We start from the raw sequence: 16,518 nt of genomic DNA, 5'->3' as shown, positions 1-16,518 counted from the left end.
CATATGCGAGGTTGAGATGTTCAGTTTGCAGGACGCCGGATGGGCGGCGGTCGATCGCCAAGAGCGAACAAGCCTCGACCCCGACGACTGGCAGGCTCTGCGCAGGCAGGGTCACCAGATGCTCGACGACATGTTCGATCATCTCCAGACGCTCGGAACAAAGCCGGTCTGGCAACACGCTCCCTCCTCCGCCCGTGCCCTGTTCGATGCGCCGCTGCCGGTCGAAGCCAGCGACCTGGCCGAAGTCCACGCCATTTTTCGGGAAAATATCCTCCCCTATGGCAGCGGTAATATTCACCCGGGTTTCATGGGCTGGGTCCAGGGCGGCGGCACGGTTACCGGCATGCTGGCCGAAATGCTCGCCGGTGGGTTGAATGCCAATCTCGGCGGACGCGACCATATGCCGATCGAAGTCGAGCGCCAGATCATCCGCTGGGCGCGCGAGATCTTCTCCTTTCCGGAGACGGCAGGCGGTATTTTCCTCACCGGCGCATCGCAGGCCAATTTCGTCGCGGTGCAGATCGCCAGATGCCGGAAGCTCGGCCGCGATGTGCGCGCAACCGGTCTATCCGACGAATCCCGGCTCGTCGCCTATGCATCGAACGAGGTTCATGGCTGTGTTCCCCGCGCGTTCGAAATGTCCGGTATCGGCAGCGCTCAGCTCCGGCGCATTGCCGTCAATAACCTTGGCCAGATCGATATCGGCGCGCTGGAAGAGGCGATCCTTCGCGACAAACGGGAAGGTCTTGTGCCGTTCCTCGTCATCGGCAGTGCGGGAACGGTCAATACCGGTGCCGTCGATGACCTCGCCGGTTTGCGGCATATCGCCGACAATTACGATCTTCATTTTCACGTCGACGGCGCGCTGGGCGCCCTCGGCGTGTTGAGCCCCGACCTTGCGCATCTGTTCGCAGGGATCGACAGTTGCGATTCGCTCGCTTTCGATTTCCACAAATGGGGCCAGGTGCCATACGATGCCGGCTTCCTGCTCGTGCGCGACAGTGAATGGCAGCGGCAGACCTTTGCCTCGGACGCCGCCTATCTCAGCCGCGCAGCCACCGGGCTTGCAGGCGGAGACTGGTGGCCCTGCGACTACGGTCCGGATCTGTCGCGCGGCTTCAGGGCGCTGAAGACCTGGTTCACGCTGAAAACCTACGGCGTCAAAGCTCTCGGAGACGCCATAAGCGCCAACTGCCGGCTGGCTCATAGGCTGGCCGAGCGCATCGAACAGGAACCTCGGCTGACATTGCTCGCACCGGTCGCGCTCAATATCGTCTGCTTCGCCTATGTCGGCGAGGATGGAACTGTACCTGCATCCGTCAACTCCCAGATCGTCGAGCGGCTGCACGCCGAAGGCCGCGTCGCTCCATCCCTGACCCATCTGAACGGACAACCGGCAATCCGCGCCGCGATCGTGAACCATCGCACGCGACAGGCGGATATCGACGAGCTCGTTCATAGCGTTTTGACAATCGGCTCCCGACAGGATTTCCCCCAATGCTGATGACCAAAGCCCCAGGCATCGAACCGGCTTCGACCAATATGCCGGACGCCTCCCGAATTCTCGGCATGCAGAGAATCGTCTCGCTCGTCTATGCCGGCCGCGACGTAACGCCGCTATGGAACGAGCTCATGCAACGCGTGACGGCCGATTCGGCCGATGCGGCCGCACTCATGGACCTGGCGATCATCCTGCAAACGCTCGGCCGCACCGAAGAGGCACGCCAGATCCTGAAGAACGCCGTGCAGCTGCGGCGGGACTTCCGCGTCGTCCACGGCAACGGAACCGGACCGCGCCTCTTGGCCTTCGTCACCGAAGGCGATTTCATGGCCAACACGCCGCTGGATTTTCTGCTGGCGGGCAGCGATTGCGTACTATGGCTGCGCTATGTCGACCTGCAAACCTCTGCACTCATCGGTCTGCCGGAGCATGACGTCGCCTTCATGGCAATCGGAGAGTCAACTGAAAACGCGCCCCTGCTCGCCCATATGCGGGGGCTTCTTGCGAAGTTCGACGGTCTCGTGATGAACCGCAACCCGGAACTGATCGCGAGGCTTACGCGCGACGGAGTGAGCGGAATGCTGGCAAACGAACCGTCGATCCTCTCCCCTACCACCCATCGCGTATCGCGCGACGATCTCGCAGCCGTCGCCGTCGGCGCCAAGCAGCTGAAAGACTGCGCCCCAGGCCTGGCCTTCCCGCTGGTCGTGCGCCCGCTCAGCACACATGCCGGTAATGGAATGGAGCGCGTCTCCGATCCGGCTGAACTGGCAGCCTTTCTCGCAGCACAGCCGGCATCCGAGCTTTACGTGGCACCCTTCATCGATTTCCGCGGGGCCGACGGCTATTACAACAAGCAGCGCGTCGTATTCATCGACGGCAAGGCCTTCGCCAGCCACATGGCGCTCTCGGACCACTGGATCGTGCACTATCTGAGTGCCGGGATGGGTCAGAGTGCCGCAAAACGAGCTGTCGAACAGGCATGGATGGAAGATTTCGACTGCGATTTCGCCGTCCGCCACGAAGAGAGTTTTGCAGCACTCTGCCGTCATATCAAACTCGACTATTTCGGCATCGACTGCGCGGAGCTTCCTGACGGTCGTCTGTTGGTATTCGAGCTCGATGTGGCAATGGTGGTCCACAATATGGATGACCCTGTCGTCTATCCCTACAAGCAGGTTGCCATGCGCAAGCTGTTCGATGGCTTCGTCGATGCCATCAGGCGAAGGGCGAATAGTGCGCTTTAGAGCAATTCCAGGAAAAGTGCGCAGCGGTTTTCCGTCCGGAATTGCGCTCTAGGCTCGCAGCCGGATTGCGGCGTTGCGCCAAAACGAAAACCGCGCCTTCCGGAGAAGGCGCGGCAAGGTCGTTTCCTGTTTGGCCAACGTGTGCTGGCGCTTCCTATTAACGGAAGAGCGACAGGATCTGCTGGGTCGAGGAGTTGGCGATCGACAGGGACTGAACAGCCAGCTGCTGCTGCGTCTGCAGAGCGGACAGCTTGCTCGATTCTTCTTCCATGTCGGCGTCAACCAGCTTGCCAACGCCCGACTGGATCGAGTCGGACAGCGACGAAGCGAAGCTCGTCTGCAGGTCGATACGGCTGGAGATGGAGCCGAGCTTCGAACCCAGGCTGGTGAGCGAGTTCAGAGCGGTCTGAACCATGTTGAGCGCGCTGGAGATCTGGCCGCCCGTCATGTTGGTGATGTCGAGGCTGAAGACCGAAGCGTTGACGGTGCCGTCCTGTGTGCCGAGGATACCCGAAGACGTGTTGATCGTGCCGTCTGCATTGGCACCGAACAGAACGTTGCCGGTTGCGCCGGTGTTGAAGGCGTAGGAGGTCGAGCTGACCGAAACGGTGCCGTTGGTGCCGCGGATGAACGAGGAAACAACCGAAGCCGAGTCGTTGTTTGCGGCCATGACCCAGTTTTCGCCGTTGAACGAAGCCGACTGGGCAACGCTCTGAAGCTGCTGCTGCAGCTGCGTGATTTCTTCCTGAACAGACTTCTTGTCGACCGACGGTTCCATCGCGGTTGCAAGCTTGTCCTTGATCTGGCCGACGACGTCGATCGCGCTGGTGACGGCCGTCGATGCGGTGTCAACCTTGGCAGCGCCGAGGCCGAGAGCGTCGGAAACGGCGCCGATGGCGCTGTTGTCGGACTTCATGCTCGTGGCGATCGACCAGTAGGCAGCGTTGTCGGAAGCCTTGGAGATGCGCAGGCCAGAAGAAACGGCGTTCTGCGTGTCCTGCAGGTTCGAGCCGATGGTACGCAGCGTCTGGAGAGCAGCCATTGCGGCGTTGTTGGTAAGAATGCTCGTCATGATATTTGCCCCTTTGGCAGTGGTTGAATAAGGGACATTCCGGACCTAAAACCGGTAACGGCATTCAGCATCATGCCTATTAACCAAATTCGTTAAGGTTAACTCGCCGCTTCGATGGTCCTAAGAAACAGCAATATAGTTAAGAAAAGCTGAACCGCGTTTGGCCAAAAAATATAAAAAAAACCGCGCCTTAGATAGGCGCGGTTAACTTGTTGTTTAGGATTTTCGACCAACGCGCAGCGTTGGCGCTTCCTATTAACGGAAGAGCGACAGGATCGACTGGGTCGAGGAGTTGGCGATCGACAGGGACTGGATAGCCAGCTGCTGCTGCGTCTGCAGAGCAGACAGCTTGCTGGATTCCTGTTCCATGTCGGCGTCAACCAGCTTGCCAACGCCCGACTGGATCGAGTCGGACAGCGACGAAGCGAAGCTCGTCTGCAGGTCGATACGGCTGGAGATGGAGCCGAGCTTCGAACCCAGGCTGGTCATGGAGTTCAGAGCAGTCTGAACCATGTTGAGCGCGCTGGAGATCTGGCCGGAAGTCATGCTGCTGATGTCGAGGCTGAAGACCGAAGCGCCGACGGTGGTGTCCTTCGTGCCGAGGATGCCCGAAGCCGTGTCGATCGTGCCGGCTGCATTGGCGCCGAACAGAACGTTGCCGGTTGCGCCGGTGTTGAAGGCGTAGGAGGTCGTGCTGACCGAAACGGTGCCGTTGGTGCCGCGGATGAACGAGGAAACAACCGAAGCCGAGCCGTTGTTTGCGGCCATGACCCAGTTTTCACCGTTGAACGAAGCCGACTGGGCAACGCTCTGAAGCTGCTGCTGCAGCTGGCCGATTTCTTCCTGAACGGACTTCTTGTCGACCGAGCCTTCCATGGCGGTTGCAAGCTTGTCCTTGATCTGGCCGACGATGTCGATCGCGCTGGTGACGGCCGTCGATGCGGTGTCAACCTTGGCAGCGCCGAGGCCGAGAGCGTCGGAAACGGCGCCGATGGCGCTGTTGTCGGACTTCATGCTGGTGGCGATCGACCAGTAAGCAGCGTTGTCGGAAGCCTTGGAGATGCGCAGGCCGGAAGAAACGGCGTTCTGCGTGTCCTGCAGGTTGCTGCTGATGTTCTGCAGCGTCTGGAGGGCGGCCATTGCGGAATTGTTGGTGATAATGCTGGTCATAGGAGTGTCCCCTGGAAACTGGATACAAAAGGAGGACATACCGGACTGGAAATACCGGCGATGACGGAGCAGCTTCATGCCCCTCGATCCATTTTCCTAGAGGACCAAACCCGTCATGTCGCGAGAAAGTTCGCATCCATTGCTTGCCAATTTCTTAAATCCGGGACCAGTGGACACCGCCTCTCTGGAACGTGGCTAAGAATCCGTAAAGGCAATTTCGACCGGTGCTTCGGTTTCAGGCAAGCTCCGTGAGGGATCATGAAGCGAATCCATGATGCCGGCCCTCGCCCTTCGGCGGGAGCCAGTCAACATATCGCTCGGAGTTCTCGCTCGTGAATACGAAAAATGCCTTTGTGACAGCGTCCGGCTTCTACCAGAAGGGCCAATATACACGCGCACTCGAAACGCTGAACGAGCTGCTGAACATCGACCGATCGCCCAAGACCTATGCGCTGCTGGCAAAGACGCTGCTGAAACTCGGCTTCCGATCGGATGCGGCAAGCGCCTACGAGCTAGCCGGCCGGCAAAAGCCACAGCGCGACGACTATCTTCGGGAAGCTCTGCTGCTGTACGGCGACTGCGGCAACGACGATCAGGCTCTCGCGATCGGAAGTCTGATCCTGCCCCTGGCATTCAAGGATCCGGACCTTGCCTTCGTCCTCAGCCGCATCTTTCTCGCCCGCCAGCAAAAGGATTTGCTGACGGGCTTCAAGACGGTGCTCGTCGAAGGACCGGAACTCAAGCATCGCCAGATGGCCGCAAGGCTGCTGACCGACGATCTCTATGACGAAAGCAACCGGCACATCGTCACGACCCTGTTCAAGAAGCATCCCGACCATGTCATTTTCCGCGCGCTCTACCTGATCTTCGCGCGCGAGGTGTCCGATCTGGCCGCCGTCGAAAAACATATGGCCCCGGTCCTGGCATCGCTTGCACAGGGCAAGCTCGAGCATGTCATTCCGGACAATCCCTTCTTCCATCTCCATTGGTGCGGCGACGAGGCGCTTAACAAGCTCGCGGTCCACGACACCGATCCATTGCCGGCGGGGCATGCGGAAGCCCGCCGCAAGCTGCCGCACACATGGAGCGGCAAGATCCGCATCGGCTATCTCTCCTCCGATTTCTGGCCGGGACACGCGACGATGAAGTTGATGCAGCGCGTCCTCGAGCTTCACGACAAGGATCGGTTCGAAATCACCCTTTTCGACCACTCGGAGACGGCTCACCAGAAAGAGGAGGCTTTCGACTATTCGGCACTGGGGACGACGGTCGACATTCGCGGCCTTTCCAACCAGGCTGCGGCAGAAGCGATCCGCGCCCGCGGAATCGACATTCTCGTCGATCTCAAGGGGCATACAAAGGGAAGTCGCGCTTTCATCCTCAACTACATGCCCGCTCCGATCCATGTCGCCTGGCTGGGCTTTCCCGGGACGACCGTCAACATCGACCTCGACTACATCATCGGCGACCATTACGTCCTGCCGGATCAGTCGAAGGCGCATTTCTACGAAAAATATTGTCGCCTGCCCGAATGCTATCAGCCGAACGATCCGCTCAACCGCCCGAAGCCGCGGCCGACAACGCGTGCGGAGCACGGGCTGCCCGAGGACGCTTTCGTTTACGCTTCCTTCAACGGCAACCGCAAGATCACGCCGCAGATGGTCGACGTATGGTGCAATATTCTCAAGCGCAGCAAGAACAGCGTGCTCTGGCTGCTGTGTAACGGCCCTCGCGCGGAGGCCAATATCTGGTCGCGCCTGGAAGCCCGCGGCGTCAACCGCAAGCGGGTCATCTTTACCAGCCGCATTCGCTACGAGGACCATATCGACCGCCAGCAGCTTGCCGATCTCGGCCTCGATACCTTCCCCGTCAACGGCCATACGACGACCTCGGAACAGCTCTGGGGCGGCCTGCCGGTTCTCACCATCAAAGGCACCAATTTCGCTTCGCGCGTCAGTGAAAGCCTGCTGAATGCCATCGGCCTGCCGGAGCTGGTGGCCGACGACGTCCAGGCCTATGAAGACATGGCGGTGCAGCTCGCCGGCCAGCCTGAGCGGATTGCCCAATTCAAGGAGACGCTGGCGGCCAATCGCTACATCAAGCCGCTCTTCGATGCCGAACGCTTCACGCATCATCTGGAGACGGCCTTCGAGATGATGGCGGCGCGGGCCAAGCAGGGGCTTGCACCTGATCACATGGACGTACCGGCACTGCCGCCGCGCGCGGAACCCTTCATGGAAGACGACCGGAATTCGGCGGCAATCGCGGCCGAATAAGTTTCAGCGATCATCGGGGCAAGAGCCCCGGTGATCGCCTTCCGCTCATAACATCAGTGGAAAGAGCGGACCAGGCTGCCGACCAGAAGGTTCCAGCCGTCGATCAGCACGAAAAAGAGAATCTTGAACGGCAGAGAGATCGAGGTTGGCGGCAGCATCATCATGCCCATCGCCATGACGATGGTCGAAACGATCAGGTCGATGACCAGAAACGGCAGGACCACAAGGAAACCGATTTCGAAGCCTCGGCGAATTTCCGAGATCATGAAGGCCGGGATCAGCACGCGATAATCGATCTTGTTGTCGACCACCGTCGTCTGGCCGCGTTCCTGTGCGAGGTCGACGAAAAGCTTCAGGTCCTTGTCGCGCGTATTGTTGGACATGAAGGTGCGGAAGGGCTCGGCGATGCGCTGCACGGCATCTCCTTCCGAAATCTGATTGGCGAGCAGCGGCTGCACGCCGTCCTTCCAGGCCTGATCGAAGGTCGGCGACATGACGTAGAAGGTCATGAAAAGGGCGAGGCTCAGCAGGATCATGTTCGACGGCGTCGTCGCAAGGCCCATGCCGGTGCGCAGGATCGAAAACGCGATGATGAAGCGCGGAAAGCTCGTCACCATGATCAGGATACCCGGCGCGATCGACAGGATCGTCAGAAGCCCGAAGGTGCGGATGATCCAGGCGGCAACCGAGCCGTTGACCGGCGCGTTCAGCAGATCGGTCGGAAGCTGCTGCGACAATTGCTGCGCCGCCGCCAGCTCAGGCGACAAGGCAGCAATCACGAATATAAATAGAGCAAGTGCTGGTCGACTCATTCGATCACGAAAGTTCTGAATATAACTTTCGATACTCGTCCTTCCGAGCGCAGGTCAACACGCTCCTGAATGTCATCCCGAAGATATTGCAGGCCACGGGCGCCTTCGATCTGCTGCAGGGAAACCGTGCGGATATAAGCCAGGATATCCTGATGGATCGCCTGAGCGAGCTGTGCGTCCGGCGGCCCCTTGAAAACCAGCGCGAGCTCCAGCCTGATCCAGCTCTGCGAGGGATAAGCGAGATTGGTGGTGATCGGATCGAGCGCAACGATTCCGTTTGCCTGGGCGGCTGCCGCAGCCTGCTTGCTGTCGCCGCCGGCCTTTGCAATCGCCTGCACGGCCGCAGTGGCCTCCTTGATCCGCGGCGCCACCATGATTCCCAGGACCCAGCCGCCGCCGCCGCCGAGCACGGTCAGCACCAGTAGCCCGACAATCATCATGATCATCGGCGATCCCTTGCCCTTTGCCGGTTCGTCTGCGGCTGCTGCCATATTCCCTATCCGTTCACTGTCAAATCAGAGCGGCGAGAGCAGGTCGACGGCCTGCTGCCCCCTCGGCGGCTGCTGTATTTCCGTCAGGCGGCCACGGCCGCCGTAGGAGATGCGCGCCTCGGCGATCTTGTCGTAGGAAATGGTATTCTCGGAGGTGACGTCTTGCGGCCGGACGATGCCGGCGACGTTGAGAATGCGGATTTCCTGGTTCATGCGCACTTCCTGCGAACCGCTGATCATCAGGTTGCCGTTTTCGAGAATACCCGTCACGACAGCTGCGACCAGAAGGTTGATCTGCTCGGAACGCTGCATCTTGCCTTTGCTGTCGGTGCTGGTGTCAGAGCCCGAAGTCGCGTCAGCATTGGTGCTTGGCTGCCAGCCAAAGATCTTGGCGGTGATGTTCCAGTTCATATCGCTCTTGTTCGTGCGATTGCGATTGGTCTCGTTATCCCAATTCGCCTTGTCATTGATCTGGATCGTAACAGTCAGGATGTCGCCGACATTGAGTGCACGCGCATCCTTGAACAGGGCGGCCTGCGAATCATTCCAGAGCGAATAGCCCTGCGCGACTTGATGAGGCCGCTTCGGATACTGCGACATCTGCGGCGTCTGCGCATATTGCAGGCCGCTGCCGATCGGACTCATGGCAGGCGCCCTGCCGATTTCCTTGAGGGCCTGCGACTGGCAACCGGCGAGGAAGACGACGATTGCGCAGGCGGCCGTAAGACGCGTGTTCATGAGGGGTCCTTCGACTTCGATGTATTCGGGTCGGATGCGCTGGCGATGATATTGGTGATCATGGCCGCCTTCTTCGCATCCATTTCCGCCAGGATCAGGCTCGACTGGCGCGCGGAAAGCTTCATGATGATGGCTGCGGCAGTTACGGTCCTGACATCGTTGAGGCTTGCCGCTGCGGCATCCGGCTTCATGTTCTTGTAGATATCGACCAGGCCGAGATCGGCCGTCTTGAGGAAGTCGTCGCGCTTTTTCAGCCAATCCTCATATTCGGCCTTGCGCTTGTCCATGATGGCAATGCGCTGATCGACATCCGCCTGTAGCTTTTCCAATTCCTGCTTTTGCAGCAGATAGCGCTGGTCTCGAGCCGGATCGGCGATATTGGTGCAGAACTGGCGGATCTCGTCCTGGCTCGAAGCTGGATCGGCGACTGGCTTCGGCGCCTCTTGCGCCGCGGCCGTAGTCAGCGACAACAGCGCGGCGAGGCTGGCGGTGATCAGCATTTTTCTGGCAATGGCGGTCGAGATCATTGCAATACGAGCTCCGCTTGCAGGGCGCCGGCCGACTTGATGCCTTGCAGGATGGCGATGATGCCGTCCGGCTTGACGCCGATATTGTTGAGGCCGGAGACCAGCGTCTTCAGATCAGGCCCTTCCAGCACGGCCACGCGGCCGCCGCTCTTGGTGGCAGTGATATCGGTCTGATCCTGGATCGCCGTCTGGCCGTCCGAGAAGGGTTCCGGCTGGATCACCTGCGGGTTCTCGCTCACCTGCACGGTCAGCGTTCCGTAGCTGACGGCGACCGGCGAGACGCGGACATCGGCACCAATGACGATCGTTCCGGTGCGCTCGTTGATGACGACCTTGGCCGGCGTATCGGTCTGAACGTTGAGATTTTCGATGTCGGCCATCAGCCGCGTCAGATCCGACATCTTCGGCTTGGCGATCGTCACCTCCTGCGAATCCTTGGCTTCTGCGATCGGCGCACCGAAACGCGAGGTCGCCCAGGTATTGACCGTATCGGCGATGCGAATCGAGGTGGAGAAGTCCGGATTGCGCAGTTGCAGGACCAGGTTAACGGAATCCTTGAAGCGCGACGGCAGTTCGCGCTCGATGATGGCGCCACCGGGCACGCGGCCAGCCGTCGTGACACCTTCGGTCACCGTGGCGGCGGCGCCCTGCGCCTGGAAACCGGATACGATGACCGAGCCCTGCGCCACGGCATAGATCTGCCCGTCGGCGCCGCTCAGAGAAGTCATGATCAGCGTGCCGCCGCGCAGCGACGTCGCATCGCCGAGCGAGCTGACCGTCACGTCGATGCGACTGCCCGGGCTTGCAAAGGGCGGCAGGTTCGCCGTCACCATGACGGCGGCGGTGTTCTTGGCGGCAGACTGGCCACCCTGCGTCGAGATGCCGAGGTTCTGCAGCATCGCGCGCATAGACTGTTCGGTGAATGGCGAGGAACGCAGACCGTCGCCGGTCCCCTGGAGACCGACGATCAGGCCGTAGCCGATCAGCTGATTGTCGCGGCCGGATTGCAGCGAGGCAATATCCTTGATGCGCGATTGCATCGCGAGAGCCGGATCGGCCGCGATCAGGCTCGGCAATGCGAACAGGATTGCGAGTAGTTGACGAAGCCGTTTCATTTCGCGACCACGCGGATCGTACCGTTTTGCAGGACCGTGCCGTTGACGATGATGCCGGAGTCCATGTTGCGGGCGCGGACGTTATCGCCGACGGCGCCATCATCCAGCGGCGTGCCGGCCGCCGTGATCGTCATGGTACCCATGCTCATCACCAGACGGACATTGGAGCCGCGCGTTACCGCATAGGGCTGGCGCAGCGCGGAGATGGAAATCGTGCGGCCGGGAAGAAGCGTGCGCTTCGACACCAGACCGGTGACCTCGCGGAGCCTCTTGGCATAGTCGCCGCTCAGGTTTGGATTGGTGACCTCGACCTCTTCGAGCTGGCCGCTGCTGATGATATCGCCCGGATAGATCGTCTCGGTCGGCACCACGGCAGTTCCGAGGCTGGAGCCGTCGGCACTCATTGCGCCGGCCGGCGCAGCCGACGCGAATACGACGGAGAGGCTCGCTGCGGCGAACCATGCCATTGCCAAGCTTTTCATCCGGCGAAACCTCATGTTCGGCCCGTCCTCTTGCTACTTCAGGTTCTTGCTGACGATCTGCGCCATTTCGTCAGCCGTCGTGATGACCTTCGAATTCATCTCGTAGGCGCGTTGCGCAGTGATCAGATCGGTGATTTCCTTGACCGGATCGACATTCGACGATTCCAGATAGTTTTGCTTCAGATAGGCAAAGCCGTTCTGGTTCGGATCGGAGACGACGGGATCGCCGGAGGCAGGCGTCTGCGTAAAGAGGTTGCTGCCCATCGGCTGCAAGCCGGCTTCATTGACGAAATTGGCGATCTGCAGCTGGCCGAGTACAGTTGGCGTGGTCGCCGTGCCGATGATCGCCGACACCTGGCCGGATTGGCTGATGGTGAGGCTGCTGGCATTGTTCGGGATCGTGATGCCAGGCTCCAATACGTTGCCATCGGGGGTGACGATCTGGCCGGTGTCGCTCTTGTTGAAGGAGCCGGCGCGGGTATATGCGGTCGTGCCGTCGGGCATCTGGATCTGGAACCAGCCGCGACCGACGAGGGCTACGTCGAGCTCGTTCTGGGTCTGCGACAGCTCGCCCTGCACCTGGATGTTGCGCACGGCTACGGTCTGAACGCCAAGGCCGATGTTAGCGCCTTCCGGCACGACTGCCTGGTTCGGCCTGTTGGCGATGCCCTTGGCGCGCTCGGTTTGGTAGAGAAGGTCGGAAAACTCGGCGCGCGAGCGCTTGTAACCCGTCGTATTGATGTTCGCGATGTTGTTCGCGATCACTTCGAGATTGGTCTGCTGGGCGTCCATGCCCGTCGCGGCAATTGCGAGCGCTCTCATGCTTTCGTCCTTCGAGCCAGGGCGGAACCTTCGAAACCGCGAAGCGGCCTGCGAACAACTCACGCCAAATCAATTAATTAGAGCGGGAACCCCCGCGCTAGATCTGCATCTTCGTAATATCGAGGAACGCCGAGACCACCTTGTCGCGCAGTGCGATCGCGGTCTGCAGGGTCTGATCGGCCTGCATGACCTTGTCGACGACTTCGCGGGTACTCATCGTGCCCTTGATGCCGGCGAAGGAGGCGTTTTCGGCGTCCTTCAGCGAGTTGATGGAATCCTTCGCGACATTCGACATGACCGACGCGAAGCTCATTCCGGCATCCGCGCCCGCAGCGACGGCCGGCGAGGCATTCAGGGCGCTGGAAGCGGCGGAGGTCAGATCCGTGGCGATGCTGCCGAGGCCGCGGGTCGCCGAAAGAGAGGCTACATTCTTAACCGAGTCGATCATTGGTTCTTCAGCAGATCAATAGTGGAGGAAATGAGATCACGGGCCTGTCTGACCGTCTGCAGATTGGCCTCGTAGGAACGGTTGGCCTCCCGCATATCGGCCATCTCGACGAGAATGTTGACGTTGGGCATCTTGACGTAGCCCTTTTGGTCGGCGGCCGGATTACTGGGATCGTATTCTTCGACGAATTTGCCCGTGTCCTCGCCGAGCTTCTTGACGCCGACCGTGGTGACGCCGTTGGCGCGATCCATCTCGGCGCCGAAGGTCACGGTCTTGCGTCGATAGGGATCGGCACCCGGCGTATCGCCCGTCGAACGGGCGTTGGCGATATTTTCGGAGACAATGCGCAGACGAGTCGATTGAGCCTCCAGGCCGGAGCCCGCAATCTTCAATGCGGCTGATAAAGGGTCCATGACATCTTCACTTCATCTATTGTTTTACGGTCATCAACATCATGCGATGAAAGGAGCCGACGAGAGCGGTGTTCAGGCTGTACTGGCGCTTGATTTCACCGGCCTTGGCGAGCTCGTCTTCCAGGCCGACGGTGTTACCCGACTCCTGGACACCAATTTCCTGATTGAGCGGCGCTTCCTCCACGTTGACGTTGCCGCTCGTGCTGAATTCGCTGCCCGAAAGATGCGCGGGATTGGTCCGGACCATACCGACGTTCTGGTTGTCCAGAACGGCCTGGAATGGCGTGACATCCTTGGCGTGAAACTTCGGCGTATTGGCATTGGCGATATTGCCGGCAACAACCTGCTGACGTACCTGGAGCCACTCGGCTTGCCGCGAGGCCAGGTCAAAGAGCTGAATGGGTTGCATGGGCTTCTCTCCGTTCTTACACTGTGAATCTAGCGGGATAATCTTGCGTGGGACTTGCGAGAAATGCGTTCCTGTAAAGTCTTCGAAGTGCCTGAAATCCAGGCGATTCCGGGTTTTCCTCAATTGTTGCCGTAGACATCGCCCGTCGATGTCACGATGACCCATTTTCCCTCTCGCTGTTCGATCGAGGCCAACCGGCTGTTGTCGGGCAAAAGCGATCCGACGCGCACGACATACATGCCGGTGTCGTCCTCGATCAGCGCGCGGCCATTGGCGACATGCAGCAGCTGGAAGGCGGACTTGCCGGGGAACGGCTGCTGATCGGCCGGCGGCCCCTTGTCCTCCTCACGGCCGGCATTGCTGACCGTCGCCGTCGTCAGCGGATCGGGAATCAAATCTTTCGGCTCGGAGGGATTCTTGTTCACCATGGCGAGCGGCGACACGCTGACGATGGTGCGGCCAGGCCAGTTCGGAAGATCGCGGGTGCGATCGCCTTCGGCCACCTGAATGCCGAATTTGTCCGGGTTCAGAAAGACGTACCAGGGGAAGAAGGCAGAGGCACCGGCAAGCGCCAGTCCAGTAAAGGCCAGAGCCTTGTCCGTAACGGTTCGCCTTCTCGCCGATTTCGGCGGGGCGACCGGTTCGTCAGCGTCGGATTCTTTCACTTCTGGTCCCTTTTTAGGCATGACATTCGGCGATATCCGGCAGACCGCGGACAAGGAAAAATCGAGGTAGTGCTGTGCCCAACCATCACTTGGCTCTGGCGGGGAGACCGCTCGAAGCGTTTCTGAGAGCCGTCGCAAGATCGGTGAAGGCATCCGCCGACGGCTCTTCACCCGGGGTCTGCTTCAGTATGTCGTAGATGATCGGTACCTGACGCACGGCGATGTCGAGATCGGCGTCGCTGCCCTGGCGATAGCCGCCGATCAGGCGCAGATCGCGCGTTTCCTCGTAGCGGTGCACCAGCGCCTTCAGGCGCGACACGAGCTTTTCCTGGTCGGAAGTCCAGGCCTTGCGGGCAAGACGCGATACGGATGCCAATGGATCGATCGGCGGGTAGCGTCCTTCTTCGGCAAGGCTGCGCTGCAGGACGATGTGACCATCGAGAATGCCGCGGGTGGAATCGGCGATCGGATCGTTGTGGTTGTCACCATCGACGAGGATGGAGATGATCGCGGTGATGGTGCCGGTGCCTTCCGGTCCGGGGCCTGCGCGCTCGAGAAGGCGCGGCAATTCCGTGAAGACGGACGCTGGATATCCGCGTGCGATCGGCGGCTCGCCGGAGGCAGTGGCCACTTCGCGGATGGCATGGGCAAAACGAGTGACGCTGTCGACGATCAGGAGAACGTTGTCGCCCTTGTCGCGGAAATGTTCGGCGATTGTGATGGCCGAAAGTGGCGCCATCTTGCGCAGCATTGGGCTCTCGTCGCTGGTCGCAACGACGGCGACCGACTTCTGCATGTGGGAACCGAGCGTATCCTCGATAAACTCACGCACTTCGCGGCCGCGTTCGCCGACGAGCGCAATCACCACCTTGTCGAAGGCTTCGGCCCTCGCCAGCATCGACAGCAGCGTCGACTTGCCGACGCCGGAGCCGGCAAAGATGCCGAGGCGTTGTCCCAGGCAGAGCGGCGAGAAGATATCGATGGCACGCACGCCGGTCTTGAAACCGGTTTCGACGCGCTTGCGCGTCATCGACGGCGGAGCCGTATTGGAGATTGGGCGTGCTTCCAGACCCGCTGTCAGCGGTCCCAGCCCATCGATCGGTTCGCCGAGCGAGTTGATCGTGCGGCCGCACCAGCTGTCATCGGGTGCGATACGGAAGGCGCCCTTGCGGATGATGGTATCCTGGATGCCGATCGGCTCGCCGGGTTCGATCGGACAGACATAGATGAGACCCGGTTCGACGCGGACGACCTCGCCGAGGTGGATGCCCGTCTGCGACCGATGCGCAACGAAATCGCCTAGACGCACCTGCCTGGAAAGGCCGGCAACCGTATAGTGTCCGGCAGCGATGGTGCGCACATGACCACCATGGGCCACGGCATTCTCCGCCATCGCATATTGGCCCGCCAGAAGGGCCATATGCGAAAGCTTCGGCGATATTGCGCCCTCCGGCAACCGATCCTCGACCATGACAAGCCCTCTTTACTGGCTGCCGCCGAGGGTCTTGATGGCATCGGTGAGCGTGCCTTCACTGCTGCTGGTGAGCGTGCTGATATTGTCGAAGGCGCGGCTGACCTCGATCAGATTGGTCATTTCCCGCATGCCGTTGACGTTGGAATTTTCGAGATAGCCCTGGGCGATGCCGATGTTCGAGCGGTCGACGACCGCCTGTGGCGCATCGGTCGGCAGGATGCCGCTGTTTTCATAGCGCAGGAAGCCCTTGCTAACATCGGCACTATAGAGACCGATCTGGCCCATGCTGCGGCCGTTCTGCATGATGGTCCCGTTCGACGCGACACTCGGCGGACCACCGGCGGGGTCGAGCTGGATCGGCGCACCGCCAGGATCGAGGACCGGGAAGCCGCGCGTCGAAACCAGCGCGCCGCTTTCAGTCATGGTGAAGCGGCCGTCGCGTGTCAGCACCAGGCCGGCCGGCGTGTTCATGCCGAAATAGGCATCGCCCTTGACAGCGAAATCAAAGAGATTGCCGGTGTTCTGAAGTTCGCCATTGTCAGTGGAGAGATAGTCGTTGCCTTGCGAGACGAAGGCGACCTTGGCGTTGAGCTTGTTTTGCGTATTGCTGAGGACCTGATCGAACTTGACCTCGGTACCGCGGAAGCCCGTCGTATTCACGTTGGCCAGATTGTCGGCGATCGTCGTCAGACGCCGCTCGAGCGCCATCTGGGACGACAGCGCGACATAAATACCAGACTGCATTTTCAACGCCCTCCGGACATTGGAGAATAACGGGAAAGGAAACGCCGCCGGCGCTCCTACATTTCGTTAGCGGGGCATGGATGCCCTTACCCGCCATCCTGCAGGGCTTGGC

At 60.4% G+C, this 16,518-nt stretch carries 18 protein-coding genes; 3 read left to right on the top strand and 15 right to left on the bottom strand.

The features are described from left to right. Positions 1 to 16: 16 nt before the first annotated feature. Positions 17 to 1,504: a pyridoxal-dependent decarboxylase gene (locus FBZ97_RS24895; protein ID WP_145322467.1), complete on the top strand. Its 1,488-nt coding sequence runs from the start codon at positions 17 to 19 to the stop codon at positions 1,502 to 1,504. After that, on the top strand, positions 1,498 to 2,748 hold the full coding sequence (locus FBZ97_RS24890; protein ID WP_113330054.1) for a tetratricopeptide repeat-containing protein: 1,251 nt from the start codon (positions 1,498 to 1,500) through the stop codon (positions 2,746 to 2,748). The genes FBZ97_RS24895 and FBZ97_RS24890 overlap by 7 nt, the downstream gene beginning before the upstream one ends. Positions 2,749 to 2,905: 157 nt before the next feature. Here FBZ97_RS24890 and FBZ97_RS24885 read toward each other — a convergent pair whose 3' ends face one another. Both FBZ97_RS24885 and FBZ97_RS24880 read right to left on the bottom strand, forming a co-directional pair. Next, entirely contained in the window at positions 2,906 to 3,820 is a 915-nt protein-coding gene (locus FBZ97_RS24885) for a flagellin (protein WP_145322465.1), read from the bottom strand. A 255-nt stretch (positions 3,821 to 4,075) separates the two neighbouring features. Then, on the bottom strand, positions 4,076 to 4,990 hold the full coding sequence (locus FBZ97_RS24880) for a flagellin (protein ID WP_113406423.1): 915 nt from the start codon (positions 4,988 to 4,990) through the stop codon (positions 4,076 to 4,078). A 332-nt stretch (positions 4,991 to 5,322) separates the two neighbouring features. Between FBZ97_RS24880 and FBZ97_RS24875 the strand changes: the two genes are divergently transcribed. Continuing rightward, on the top strand, positions 5,323 to 7,266 hold the full coding sequence (locus FBZ97_RS24875) for a glycosyl transferase (RefSeq protein WP_145322463.1): 1,944 nt from the start codon (positions 5,323 to 5,325) through the stop codon (positions 7,264 to 7,266). 53 nt (positions 7,267 to 7,319) lie between these two features. Here FBZ97_RS24875 and fliP read toward each other — a convergent pair whose 3' ends face one another. From fliP to flgF, 13 genes are all read right to left on the bottom strand, one after another. Continuing rightward, the gene (gene fliP / locus FBZ97_RS24870) at positions 7,320 to 8,078 is read right to left on the bottom strand and encodes a flagellar type III secretion system pore protein FliP (protein ID WP_246661837.1); all 759 of its coding nucleotides are present in this window, start codon (positions 8,076 to 8,078) and stop codon (positions 7,320 to 7,322) included. Further along, positions 8,075 to 8,569 (bottom strand): flagellar basal body-associated FliL family protein, encoded by a 495-nt coding sequence (locus FBZ97_RS24865; protein WP_145322460.1) that lies wholly within the window; start codon positions 8,567 to 8,569, stop codon positions 8,075 to 8,077. The genes fliP and FBZ97_RS24865 overlap by 4 nt, the downstream gene beginning before the upstream one ends. A 24-nt stretch (positions 8,570 to 8,593) precedes the next feature. Then, entirely contained in the window at positions 8,594 to 9,307 is a 714-nt protein-coding gene (gene flgH / locus FBZ97_RS24860; protein WP_092709116.1) for a flagellar basal body L-ring protein FlgH, read from the bottom strand. Further along, the gene (locus tag FBZ97_RS24855) at positions 9,304 to 9,834 is read right to left on the bottom strand and encodes a MotE family protein (RefSeq protein WP_145322458.1); all 531 of its coding nucleotides are present in this window, start codon (positions 9,832 to 9,834) and stop codon (positions 9,304 to 9,306) included. The genes flgH and FBZ97_RS24855 overlap by 4 nt, the downstream gene beginning before the upstream one ends. After that, a complete protein-coding gene (locus FBZ97_RS24850) occupies positions 9,831 to 10,949 on the bottom strand; it encodes a flagellar basal body P-ring protein FlgI (RefSeq protein ID WP_145322456.1) in 1,119 nt (372 codons plus the stop codon). Before FBZ97_RS24850 ends, FBZ97_RS24855 begins: the two co-directional genes overlap by 4 nt. Next, positions 10,946 to 11,446 (bottom strand): flagellar basal body P-ring formation chaperone FlgA, encoded by a 501-nt coding sequence (flgA, locus tag FBZ97_RS24845; RefSeq protein WP_069611313.1) that lies wholly within the window; start codon positions 11,444 to 11,446, stop codon positions 10,946 to 10,948. Before flgA ends, FBZ97_RS24850 begins: the two co-directional genes overlap by 4 nt. Before the next feature lie 18 nt (positions 11,447 to 11,464). Beyond that, positions 11,465 to 12,253, bottom strand: coding sequence for a flagellar basal-body rod protein FlgG (gene flgG, locus FBZ97_RS24840; RefSeq protein ID WP_092709105.1), 789 nt, complete (start codon positions 12,251 to 12,253; stop codon positions 11,465 to 11,467). Between the two features lie 97 nt (positions 12,254 to 12,350). Beyond that, positions 12,351 to 12,701, bottom strand: coding sequence for a flagellar hook-basal body complex protein FliE (locus FBZ97_RS24835; RefSeq protein ID WP_113332081.1), 351 nt, complete (start codon positions 12,699 to 12,701; stop codon positions 12,351 to 12,353). Further along, positions 12,698 to 13,114, bottom strand: a complete 417-nt coding sequence (gene flgC / locus FBZ97_RS24830; RefSeq protein WP_069611310.1) for a flagellar basal body rod protein FlgC — start codon at positions 13,112 to 13,114, stop codon at positions 12,698 to 12,700. Before flgC ends, FBZ97_RS24835 begins: the two co-directional genes overlap by 4 nt. A 16-nt stretch (positions 13,115 to 13,130) precedes the next feature. Next, a complete protein-coding gene (gene flgB, locus FBZ97_RS24825) occupies positions 13,131 to 13,523 on the bottom strand; it encodes a flagellar basal body rod protein FlgB (protein WP_069611309.1) in 393 nt (130 codons plus the stop codon). 119 nt (positions 13,524 to 13,642) lie between these two features. Then, complete coding sequence (locus FBZ97_RS24820) at positions 13,643 to 14,188, bottom strand: flagellar protein (RefSeq protein ID WP_145322454.1); 546 nt, start codon at positions 14,186 to 14,188, stop codon at positions 13,643 to 13,645. A gap of 85 nt (positions 14,189 to 14,273) precedes the next feature. After that, the gene (fliI, locus tag FBZ97_RS24815; RefSeq protein ID WP_145322452.1) at positions 14,274 to 15,659 is read right to left on the bottom strand and encodes a flagellar protein export ATPase FliI; all 1,386 of its coding nucleotides are present in this window, start codon (positions 15,657 to 15,659) and stop codon (positions 14,274 to 14,276) included. Between the two features lie 12 nt (positions 15,660 to 15,671). Further along, on the bottom strand, positions 15,672 to 16,406 hold the full coding sequence (flgF, locus tag FBZ97_RS24810) for a flagellar basal-body rod protein FlgF (protein WP_145322450.1): 735 nt from the start codon (positions 16,404 to 16,406) through the stop codon (positions 15,672 to 15,674). Between the last annotated feature and the right edge of the window lie 112 nt (positions 16,407 to 16,518).

The organism is Rhizobium sp. ERR 942 (assembly GCF_007828395.1).
In the GTDB taxonomy this organism is placed as follows: Bacteria; Pseudomonadota; Alphaproteobacteria; order Rhizobiales; family Rhizobiaceae; genus Rhizobium; species Rhizobium dioscoreae.
Note: the sequence above shows the minus strand (reverse complement) of the source record. Positions and strands in the feature narration are given on the sequence as shown.